This is a genomic window from Lysinibacillus sp. NPDC096212, assembly GCF_044763105.1.
Lineage (GTDB): Bacteria > Bacillota > Bacilli > Bacillales_A > Planococcaceae > Lysinibacillus.
In genome coordinates this window covers 53577-64093 of sequence record NZ_JBIWFQ010000034.1, presented here as the reverse complement: position 1 = coordinate 64093, position 10517 = coordinate 53577, and the positions used below count along the sequence as shown (strand labels likewise).

General features: G+C 36.0%; 11 protein-coding genes and 1 pseudogene. 5 read left to right on the top strand and 7 right to left on the bottom strand.

What is annotated here, in order from left to right; genetic code table 11:
- Positions 1–94: 94 nt before the first annotated feature.
- A pseudogene (locus tag ACIQ7T_RS24350) lies at positions 95–1021 on the top strand (flavin-containing monooxygenase); the annotation flags it as partial.
- A 615-nt stretch (positions 1022–1636) separates the two neighbouring features.
- Here the strand turns inward: ACIQ7T_RS24350 and ACIQ7T_RS24345 are convergent.
- Positions 1637–2056 (bottom strand): hypothetical protein, encoded by a 420-nt coding sequence (locus ACIQ7T_RS24345; RefSeq protein ID WP_402874293.1) that lies wholly within the window; start codon positions 2054–2056, stop codon positions 1637–1639.
- Positions 2057–2516: 460 nt separating this feature from the next.
- Here ACIQ7T_RS24345 and ACIQ7T_RS24340 point away from each other — a divergent pair, with 460 nt between their 5' ends.
- Positions 2517–2708, top strand: coding sequence for a tyrosine-type recombinase/integrase (locus tag ACIQ7T_RS24340; RefSeq protein ID WP_370076371.1), 192 nt, complete (start codon positions 2517–2519; stop codon positions 2706–2708).
- Complete coding sequence (locus tag ACIQ7T_RS24335) at positions 2687–2977, top strand: tyrosine-type recombinase/integrase (protein WP_402874296.1); 291 nt, start codon at positions 2687–2689, stop codon at positions 2975–2977. Before ACIQ7T_RS24340 ends, ACIQ7T_RS24335 begins: the two co-directional genes overlap by 22 nt.
- 422 nt (positions 2978–3399) lie before the next feature.
- Here ACIQ7T_RS24335 and ACIQ7T_RS24330 read toward each other — a convergent pair whose 3' ends face one another.
- From ACIQ7T_RS24330 to ACIQ7T_RS24315, 4 genes are all read right to left on the bottom strand, one after another.
- Positions 3400–4218 (bottom strand): SPL family radical SAM protein, encoded by an 819-nt coding sequence (locus tag ACIQ7T_RS24330; protein WP_402874289.1) that lies wholly within the window; start codon positions 4216–4218, stop codon positions 3400–3402.
- A gap of 31 nt (positions 4219–4249) precedes the next feature.
- Positions 4250–4783: a methylated-DNA--[protein]-cysteine S-methyltransferase gene (gene adaB, locus ACIQ7T_RS24325; RefSeq protein ID WP_370076365.1), complete on the bottom strand. Its 534-nt coding sequence runs from the start codon at positions 4781–4783 to the stop codon at positions 4250–4252.
- Entirely contained in the window at positions 4767–5405 is a 639-nt protein-coding gene (locus tag ACIQ7T_RS24320) for a bifunctional transcriptional activator/DNA repair enzyme AdaA (protein ID WP_370076363.1), read from the bottom strand. Before ACIQ7T_RS24320 ends, adaB begins: the two co-directional genes overlap by 17 nt.
- Positions 5406–5646: 241 nt before the next feature.
- A complete protein-coding gene (locus ACIQ7T_RS24315; protein WP_370076361.1) occupies positions 5647–6360 on the bottom strand; it encodes a 2OG-Fe(II) oxygenase in 714 nt (237 codons plus the stop codon).
- A gap of 169 nt (positions 6361–6529) precedes the next feature.
- On the opposite strand from ACIQ7T_RS24315, the gene ACIQ7T_RS24310 reads away from it, so the two are divergent.
- On the top strand, positions 6530–7441 hold the full coding sequence (locus ACIQ7T_RS24310) for a DNA glycosylase (protein ID WP_370076359.1): 912 nt from the start codon (positions 6530–6532) through the stop codon (positions 7439–7441).
- Between the two features lie 254 nt (positions 7442–7695).
- Here ACIQ7T_RS24310 and ACIQ7T_RS24305 read toward each other — a convergent pair whose 3' ends face one another.
- Entirely contained in the window at positions 7696–8319 is a 624-nt protein-coding gene (locus ACIQ7T_RS24305; protein ID WP_370076357.1) for an SdpI family protein, read from the bottom strand.
- Positions 8316–8603 (bottom strand): autorepressor SdpR family transcription factor, encoded by a 288-nt coding sequence (locus ACIQ7T_RS24300; RefSeq protein ID WP_370076355.1) that lies wholly within the window; start codon positions 8601–8603, stop codon positions 8316–8318. Before ACIQ7T_RS24300 ends, ACIQ7T_RS24305 begins: the two co-directional genes overlap by 4 nt.
- A 476-nt stretch (positions 8604–9079) precedes the next feature.
- Here ACIQ7T_RS24300 and ACIQ7T_RS24295 point away from each other — a divergent pair, with 476 nt between their 5' ends.
- Positions 9080–10501, top strand: coding sequence for a VanZ family protein (locus ACIQ7T_RS24295; RefSeq protein WP_370076661.1), 1422 nt, complete (start codon positions 9080–9082; stop codon positions 10499–10501).
- Positions 10502–10517: the final 16 nt, after the last annotated feature.

Here is a 10517-nt window from a genome sequence, read left to right as displayed (position 1 = left end):
TATTCCGCTCCGACATCTTTTTTCTCATTATAAACAAAAGTACCCTATAGGATAGACTTTTTTCAAAGTGTCTATCTTATAGGGTACAGTTTATTCATGGAGAAAAAGGTATGATTCCTTGGTCCTGTTTACACCTAAATCGTATAGTTCACTGCCAGGGATGAAATTAGAAGGAGATAAAAACGTATTGCCTACAAAAGATGAAATCGCGGATTATCTTGAAGCATATGCTAACCGTTTTTTGTTACCGGTGAAAATGGAGACAACTGTACATAAAGTACAAAAAATAAAGAATACATTTGAAGTCACTACTGATAAGGGGATATTTCATTCCAAACATGTTATTATCGCATCTGGTGCTTTTCAGAAACCGTTCATTCCTTCAATTTCCCAAAGTCTTTCACAAGAGGTGTTTCAAATTCATTCTTCCCAGTATCAATCACCGGAGATGATTCCAGATGGTCCAGTTCTAGTGATTGGAGGAGGAAATTCTGGTACGCAAATTGCGACTGAACTCGCAGAAAATCGTGAAGTAACCATTGCTATTAGCCATTCATTTAAACTTTTACCACTTAGTATTATAGGCAAAAGCATTTTTTACTGGTTAGAAAAGATTGGTCTCTTATATGCAGGAACTGATACAAGGCGCGGATCATGGTTCCGAAAACAAAGTGATCCTATTTTTAGCCTTGAATTAAAGCATCTGATTCGTAAAGAAAAAATTAATATTAAACCAAGAGTCATACAAACACAAGGAAGAGAGATAACTTTTAGCGATCATAGCAAAAAAAACGTGCAAAATATTATTTGGTCAACAGGATTTGTTCCTGACTACAAATGGATAGACATAGAGGGAGTTTCAGATGCAAAAGGTTTTCCTCTTCATAAAAGAGGTGTAAGTCCAATACAAGGGTTATATTATATAGGATTACCGTGGCAACATCAAAGAGGATCAGCACTTATTTGTGGAGTAGGAAAAGATGCTGAGTTTTTATATTCAGTTCTGAAAAAGATGATTTAAGTTTATCAATTTCGCCTTGGCGTAATTGATAATGGCTTCCCCACCCCATATTAGTTTCATTAATATTCACTTCTTGCGCCATTAACATATACAAAATCCCAAGGAAAAGACGACCACAGCTTTTCCTTGGGATACTCTTTTTCCGTCAAGGTTTATACGAATAAGCAAAACCACCTCAATTGCATTGGAGTACATATTTGGAGGGAATTTAGTATAAGTTTAAGAAAAAAATATCATTGGCTTTACTATTTTAAATGTTCACATGATTGCTATTTTAATCATAGACCTAGCAAATGTAACATCATTCGAATGGCCATCTACTTGTTTAGCGATAGTAGGAATCATTATGAGCTAATTTAGAGCGAGCTGAAGGCGTTTAGCACCTAGGAATATGGCTATGATTAGTTGCTAGCAACTACAGGTATGCGGCGTTCGGAGCTTGTTGAATTAACTTAGGGTCAATTAAATACTGATAATGCAGTTGTACATACACTTGTAGATATTTCCTCCATCAGATTGGTAGATTAGTCCAACTTGTGTTTTTGCCGAGATTTGATGTAATGTTTACTAAATAATTCAAAAAAATCAGGATCGAATGATGTTACCGACAACATTCTATTTTTTATTACGAATTACTACTTTTTCTTCTTCTCCTTCCCATTTAATTTGAATAGGTACGCTATTAGGAAGGGCATCACACGGTCCACCGCAGTTTACATGAATTTCAAATTCCTCTTGGTTTTTATATTCGCCATCGCCAAATGTTGGGTTGTGTGAAGATTCATATATTTCATATTTAAAATTTAATGGTTTATTCTCTTCCCCAATATAAGAAATAATATAACGCCTGTTGCTATCCATTTCGCTTACCATTTTTACATACCAATTATCACTTTTTCCTTCAAAATATTGTTTTTTAAATTCTGACTGACTTGTTTTTTCATTTGTACAAGCACCAAGTATCATCATTATTACAAGACATCCAACGAGCAATATAATTTTCTTAATGTCTACTCCAAAAGAATGTCTATTCATAATTGGCCATCACCCTTCCAGATGGGAGAAATAAGTACTATTACTGGCTCTATGCTGTATGAAAAGCAGCTTTGCAATAAGGTCAACTGAATGTTCTCTTTCGTTCTACTTACCGTAAAAATTTATATTTCAGATAGATTTAAATGTACTGAATAACTACATTTCTTTATTTATATGTCATGCATACCTCATTTAAAATCTCAAAACAGAAAGTTAACACAATGTTTGCTAATGTAGTAGCACATTATAATCGAATAATCCCCCTTTTGAACGAAACCATCCGAAAATTAGAAGGTTATGACCAAGATATTTATATTATGTATACTGAAATTATTGTGTGAAAGAATGCTTCGTCAACTACCCATACTATCTATACTTTTCGACTTGCAATCTATATGACCTTGATGGATCTACAACAGCTATTTAACTATTTAGAACGCAACTAATCACGTTTTTCTTAATGTTTAAATTGTTAGCAGCAACAGGTCTGAGACGATCTGAACTAGTTTCATTAACCTGGGAACAAGTTGATTGGGTTAATGAAACGATTCGAATTGATGGAAAAGGGAAAAAGAATGTATATTGCCCCTTCATCCCGCTTCTGGTATTCTATAAAGCTTCTTTAAGAGCATATCAGAACCTGTTTTCCTAAATAAATATCGTCAAGCATTAGATCCGCGGGGTTTACATGTTATCTTTAAAGATGCGTCGAAAAAGGTAGACCTCCCACCTACTCGCTTCACGCTACATCACTTAAGGCATACTTGTGCAACATTGATATTACACCAAAATAAAGAATACGTTGATTTACGAATGCTACAAGAATTACTCGGCCATGAAAGTATTACATCAACGCAAGTCTATTCACATGTTGAGTACGAACAGAAAAAGAAAGCAATTGATTCTTTTCGATTATATTGATTTATTCCCTTTAAATAAGAGCTAATTACCCAATTACGGGTAGTTAGCTCTTATGAAAATAATCGTAACCGTTAAAATGCGTGGGATAATTTAGGTTGATAATGAATAGTTGTTAACTGTGGTAGCTAAGGATAATTTAAGCTTGTTGAAGGTTCCTAGTTGAAGTTTCTTAAAAAGTGCGTCATTAATACTTTAATCGTTTCATGAGGATCCCCCACGGCATCTTTACTTAAATAATGGCTATATTATTACAGATTTTCCGAACGAGAAAGCCTATGCAGGGTGTAGCCCGTCTTTCGATTATATTAGTTTCACACGCGATAGTTCGTTAATTACCTTGTGTCTGGATTTTTGTCATCGATTGTCTCTAATTATATATATCACTTCAATTCCCCCTCATACCAAAATTACTATTTATAACGCTAGGGTTCGAAACCCTTCTGGCTAATAAAAAGTTCATCTTCCGAAAAATACTGCCGCATTCGTTTATAAACCATTTGATAGACGGATGGATGATACCATTCTTCCATTTCCAGATTTCTATATAACGCTTGTAAGCCCATCTTGTGTGTGCGTTTACCACCACTGCCGTCCCCCATAAAATAATCGTCGATACATACTCGGTTAACTAAGGGACGCAATATTTCTGCAAATCTCTCGCTACTTGGTAAAACGGGTGCGATGGCAACCTGTGTAGGAATACCGAATTCAGCAAGCAGTTGGAGTGTTTTAAGCCTTGCTGGAATAGGCGGAGCATAGGGCGTAAAATGCTTGCGAATATCTTCTCTATCGGTCTCTACTGTCATACTTACCCGAACTTTATCTTTAAAATGTTGCAGCAAATCGATATCTCGACTTACGAGTGGGCTTCTCGTCTGTACAAATAGGAAGTCAGGGGGATTTTCTACCATAACTTCTAGTAAAGATCGCGTCACTTTTTCCTTATGCTCTATTGGTTGATACGGGTCAGTACTTGATGACATAAAAATAGTTACATTCCCTTTGTTTTTGGCGCGATGGAGCTCCTTTTTTAATAAATTTGCAGCTCCGTTTTTAACATCGACCCAATTTCCCCATTCTCCTTCTCGAAAAAGAGATACAGGCATTTCACGTACATAACAATAGGAACACCCAAATGAACAGCCTGTATAAGGATTTAGTGAATGAGTATATCCGGAAAGAAAGCCAGTCCCTTTATTCAAAATGGTTTTCGGATTTTTATAGAATATTTCACTGTTCATGACGGAACCTCCATTCATTGTGCGTCAATAATTACCCATTGCTAGATGAAGCTCGCTTTTCTAGATCCAGTAGCCGTGTCTTCATTTCTAAACCTCCCCGATAGCCAGTTAATGAGCCATTCTTTCCTATTACACGATGGCACGGTATAGTAATTAATACCGGATTAGCCCCAATAGCCGCTCCTACAGCACGAACAGCTGCTGGTTTATTTATATCATTTGCAATGTCGGAATAGGATTTCATCTGTCCATAAGGAATTTCACAAAGTGCATTCCAGACTGCTAGCTGAAATTGCGAACCTACGTACTCAAATGGAACAGTAAAAGCTTTCCGTTCTCCTTCTAGATACTGAGTGATTTCAACGACATAGGGTTCAAGCTTTTTATCATCTTCAACAAGAGGACTTCCTGGAAAGCGTTTCTTAGCCCATTCGAACAATTCCTCGAATGGTTTGTTCTGTGAACCTACAAACACAAGCCCCTTTGAAGTTGAAGCAATATAAAAATTCCAATCCTTAAACTTTAGTAAAGACCAATAAAGGGTTGGTTTATTCTTTGTTTCCATTGTACTTTTCCTCCATTTTACTCATTTGACGAAATTGTGCTGGTGTCTGTCCAGTTTTCTTTTTAAATAAAGTAATAAAATATGGCGCGTTAGCTATACCTACACATATGGCGATATCTCCAATCGCTTTATTTGTCTGAATCAAATACTTTTTAGCCGCGTGTACTCTAACTTGTTGTATATATTCAACCGGCGTAATACCTTTAATCTTTTTAAATGTTCGATGCATATGATACGGACTCCCGTGACAAATAGTTGCTAACGATTCTAGCGTTAATTTTTCTGTGAAATTTTTATCAATGTATTCAGTAATTAAATTAACCCACTCGCTATCAGGCAGATTTTCATTAGTGGGCTTGCAACGTTTACAAGGGCGAAAATTTGCGCGGAGGGCTTGTTCTGCGTTTGAAAAAATACATACATTTTCTTTTTTCGGAACGCGGGATTTACAGGATGGTTTACAAAATATCCCTGTCGACTTTACAGCGTAGAAAAATTGATTATTGTACGCTGCATCATTATTTAGTATTGCTTGCCACTTTTCATCTGTTATCATTTCTACATCATTTGAAATTCGATAATCATGTCTCTCTATATGTCCGTTATTGATACTATCCGGCATTTATCTCACCTCTCCTTACAATATACTTCCTATGAATTCAGAATGTACAATTCTGGGTATGAAATAGCAAGATATTGAAGTTTAATTTTTATCCCGCATTAACGGGCTGTAAGACTCCCACCTCAAAACATAGAGAAATCGGAGAAGTTTAGGTGGGAGATGAACAGCCCGTAAAAGCCCGATTGGTTTAACTAATGATCAGTGGGGGATGAAGAGACCCCCCACTGATCAAAGTTTCACTTTATTTAGAATCGTGAAAAATGATTCCAAGACCGTATCGTTCTCCAGAAGTAATCGTGCTTACTCCGTGACGAACCGTATTTTTATAATATCCTTTTTTCCCTAGAACAGGTCTATGGTTCGTAGGAAAGACCAGCGCACTGCCTTGTTCCAAAGTAATGACATGTCCCCTACTCTGAGCACGAGGAATTTGTTCCACTAATAGAGATTCTCCACCACAAAAATCTTTATCCCGTTGATTTAATACAAATACTACTTGAAACGGGAAAAATATATCGCCATATAAATCTTGATGCAAACAATTAAACCCGCCTGTTTCATACTTTAATATTAAAGGTGTCGGTCTAGTTTGTTCATATTCTTCACAGGTGTTCAGAAAATCTTGAAGATGATCTGGAAACTGTTCGGTTTTCTTTAAATAACCTAACCATCGATTGGCTGTTTTGGCCAATTCTAAATAGAAGGACTCTCTTAAACGTTGGATGATTTCAGGTAATGGATAGGAAAAATATTTGTACTCTCCATTCCCAAAGCGATATCTCGTCATATTGATGGTCGTTCTGTATGACTCTTCCTCACAATACGATTCTATGAAGAATTCACATTCCTCTTTTGTTAAAATCGCTGGAAGCTTTGCAAATCCTTGCTCATCTAATTCATTTTGAATGGAATCCCAATTTAAGTTTTCGACACGTGTTTTTATATCTTGGACCATCTTTATCCACTCCTATTTAGCATTCTTGATAACTAACACTATAACCTCATAAATAGAAAAAAATAAGGTGTTTAGAATGTAATAGCAAGATAACAAAATTAGTAGAGATTATTATGTGATAAAGTAAAATTACATTAGAAAATCATAATAAGGTTAGGAGAACGAAAAAATGACATGGCATGAAATCAATGATGATATTGTCATTACATTACCTGATACTTTCGACATGAATGCAAACCTTGGCTATCTAACAAGGGAAAAAAATGAATGCATGTATGAAATAGAGAACGATATCATTACAAAAGTTATAGCAATTGGGGAAATTCGTTCTTTAGTACAGGTAAGCGTAATCAATAATAAACAAATGGTTGTTCAATTCCTAAATGATTCTAGACCTATTGAAAAGTGGCAACGGGAAGCGATTGTAAAATATATTCATGAGTGGTTTGATCTTGATAACGATTTAACGCCGTTTTATGAAATGGCCAAAGCAGACCCCTTACTTAAAATGCCTGCCCGAAAATTTTATGGATTGCGAGTTGTCGGCATTCCTGATTTATTTGAAGCTTTATGTTGGGGAGTTTTAGGGCAACAAATTAACTTAGCCTTCGCGTACTCCTTAAAGAAGCAATTTGTAGAAGGATTTGGCGATTCTATCGAATGGAATGGCAAAAAGTATTGGGTGTTCCCATCGTACGAACGAATTGCACAGTTAACACCTCCCGACCTAGCACATATTAAAATGACTGTAAAGAAAAGTGAATATATCATTGGAATCGCCAAATTAATGGCAAGTGGAGAATTATCAAAGGAAAAATTAATGACAATGAACTTTAAAGATGCTGAAAAAAACTTGATTAAAATACGAGGAATCGGTCCTTGGACAGCCAATTATGTTCTAATGCGCTGCCTCAGGTTCCAGACAGCTTTTCCTATCGATGATGTGGGTCTTATTAATTCGATAAAAATATTACGTAATTTGAACCGAAAGCCTACAAAAGAAGAAATCTTAGAAATATCGTTGCCATGGAAAAACTGGGAATCATACGCTACCTTTTATTTATGGCGTGTCCTTTACTGAATAGTTACAACTTAAAGCGGAATGTACTCAATAAAAAGAGAATGAACTTTAAAACCAATCTTGTTGACCGACCTAATGAGGCATTAATCTTTCTCCTCATAGCTTTCCATTCCCAATTGTATTCCTCTAGTTGTGTTTCTAATTCATACAAAAATATACCCTGCAGGTAGACTTTTTTTTGTGTCTACTCTGCAGGGTACACTTTAAAATAACTCAAGGCATGATCTTTTTACATAATCACAGAGCAGGTTTCTTTATCCCCGTAGCAACTTGTAATACCCAATGAGAGAGATCATTACAGTAAGCAGCAACAGAGTAATAAAGACCGGTAAAGAGGCGCCGCCAGGCACGAGTGTGCTAACCAGCATGATGAAGCCGCCTGCTACATATACCCGACCCATGAAAAGGTGAGACTTACGAATTTCGATCCCAGTATTGGTATCGTATACGGAAGTAGCCAGGCTGGAGCCTATATTCCCTCTCATTCTCGGAATAAAATTACCAATCACAATGAACACAGCACCTGTAACTAGAGGAGCAATAATATCCACGTTAAAAGGATTACCCATGCCATAGGCCAATACCAGACCGTGAACTGGCAGAAGGATAAGAATAACGCCGTTCAGAATCGCATTAACCGGTTCAACAGAGCGCGGGCTTTTTTTATTCAATCCAAGCCTCTGTATCAATGCCATGCAGACAAACACAAGAATCATCATTACGGGAATCATGCTTACAATAAACTCTCTGGGAGTAGCGTTAGAATCACTTTGATACTTTGAAGCGGAAATAATATTTTCAGGAAGCTGTGGGTAGCTCCATATACTTGCTATCACAGCTATAATGAAAATTAACAACGAAAACAAATACTTTTTCATAAATTTTCCTCTCCCTTTCCCTTGCTTTTATTGAATTGCATAAACCACTTCATTACTTCCTGTAATACAGACGTATTGATGGAGTAAACAACATGCTGCCCTTGCCTTTCGTCCCATACCAATCCACCTTGCTTGAGCAAGCTAAGATGATGAGAGATTGCAGGCTTTGTCATCTGAAAATGATCGGCAATTTCCCCAGCCGTTAAATCCTTATCCATGAGTAGATCAAGAATTTTGCGTCGGGTTGGGTCGGAGAGTGCTTTGAATGTAAGATTTAACGTCATATTATCACCTCCCTTTCTTATACGATTTAAACATTTAAATAATTATTTAATAATTAAATTAAACCACGCCTTAACTTTTTTTGTCAATATGCAAACAACCAGATATGACCAATAAATTGTTCAACCGTTCGAATATGAATTTGTACAGGATATACTTCATACCTTCCGCAAACAGATTATTTATAGCACTTTGCAGCTGATACTGCTTGCAGTGATAGTCGCTCCCTCCGTGAATTTAGAGTGGTTATTCTTTTTCTACCACTTCCCCAAATGTCCAAAGCATAGCAAGTTCTTAAGAAATTCTTCATAAATAACCTACCTAATTATTAATAATTTCCATTTACAATAACAAAGGTCGACAATATTACCTAAAATTAAGCCAAAGGAATTAATAGTAATGAAATATAAAATGGTCTCTTTTTCTTGTAGAACGCAAAATATCAAAATAAATAAGTTAGGAGAGTCTCATCTTGGGAATGACAGAAATTTTTAGTAATGTTCGGTATTTTATGTTGCCGGTATTAATGATTATTGGAATAGAGTTTATACTTATCGCACTATATTATTTCTTTTATTATAGAAAACAGCCGTCAAATCGAAAAAAACAGATTCATATAAAGAAGCTTGTTCTTGGTGCAATCTTTATCGGGTATATTATTTTTGTGTTTGAGTTAACTATTTTTGATCGTGGCACTTCCCATTACCTGCAGATGAACCTTCAGCCGTTTAGTGGTTATATTGATGCGTGGAAAAAATACTCTTTACGTGATCTTCAAAATTGTATTTTTAATATCTTAATGTTTGTTCCGCTAGGTGTTTTTTTACCTTTATTGAACTCTAAATTCAAAAAATTTAAGTGGCTTCTTCTTGTAGTTATAAGTGCTACATTATCTATAGAAACGTATCAGACACTTTCAGGAGCTGGGATTTTTGAGCTTGATGATTTAATGAACAACTCACTTGGTGGTATTATTGGATACCAGTTATACAGACTAGGGGCTTCCGTTGCGCATCACAAAAAAGTGAAAATAAAAAGTCTAATCGGAAACCTTGCCATACCTCTATTGATGGGTTTGATTTTTGTTGGGATGAATATTGTCTACGCCCAACAGGAGTTTGGTCATCTAGCGATAAACGCCTATACAAAATCGAATATGTCAGATGTGCATGTATCAACTTCACTGGAATTAAGCTCATTACCTACAGTTGCCCCAGTATATAGGAAAACCATTAAAAATGATGGAGTTGAAGCCCTATTGCAACAGAAATTAGGATTATCAAAGTTGAATGAACATGTCTATAGAGGTGATCGTGAGATTCTATTGGAAAACAAAGCAGGGTCCCAATACACGTTGTTTATAGGTTCAGAGGGAGACTGGTCATTAAAAGAGAATAATAATACGCCAGGGCAAACTTCTTTTTCAGGGAAAGAGTCAATGGTTGATAAGGCAAAGGCAATGATGGACGAATTTGCCATACTACCTCAAGATGCTGAAATGACGGTATTGGATACTGGAGAATTTGAATGGAATCTTCAGGATAGTACTTATTTAAATACTGATTATTGGACAGGAGATATAATGCTTGATCTTAAACAAGATGGCAGTGTTTCTTCATTAGCATATAATTTACATAAGAATCAATTTAAACGAGAAGTGAACATACTGTCTCCTGCGGAAGTGTATGAGCGAATAAAAAATGGGGAATTTCCCCAAATAAAATATAATGCACTGGTGAATGAGGAAGATCTTGTTATAAAACAAGGAGATCAACTTGAAATAGAATTAATCGAGCTTTCATATATGTACGATACGAAAGACTTCTATCAGCCAATATATAGAGTTTCCGGAAAGTATAATGGAAATGATTGGTTTACCTTAATTCAGGCAAGACGGTAGTAACGGTATCATAAAT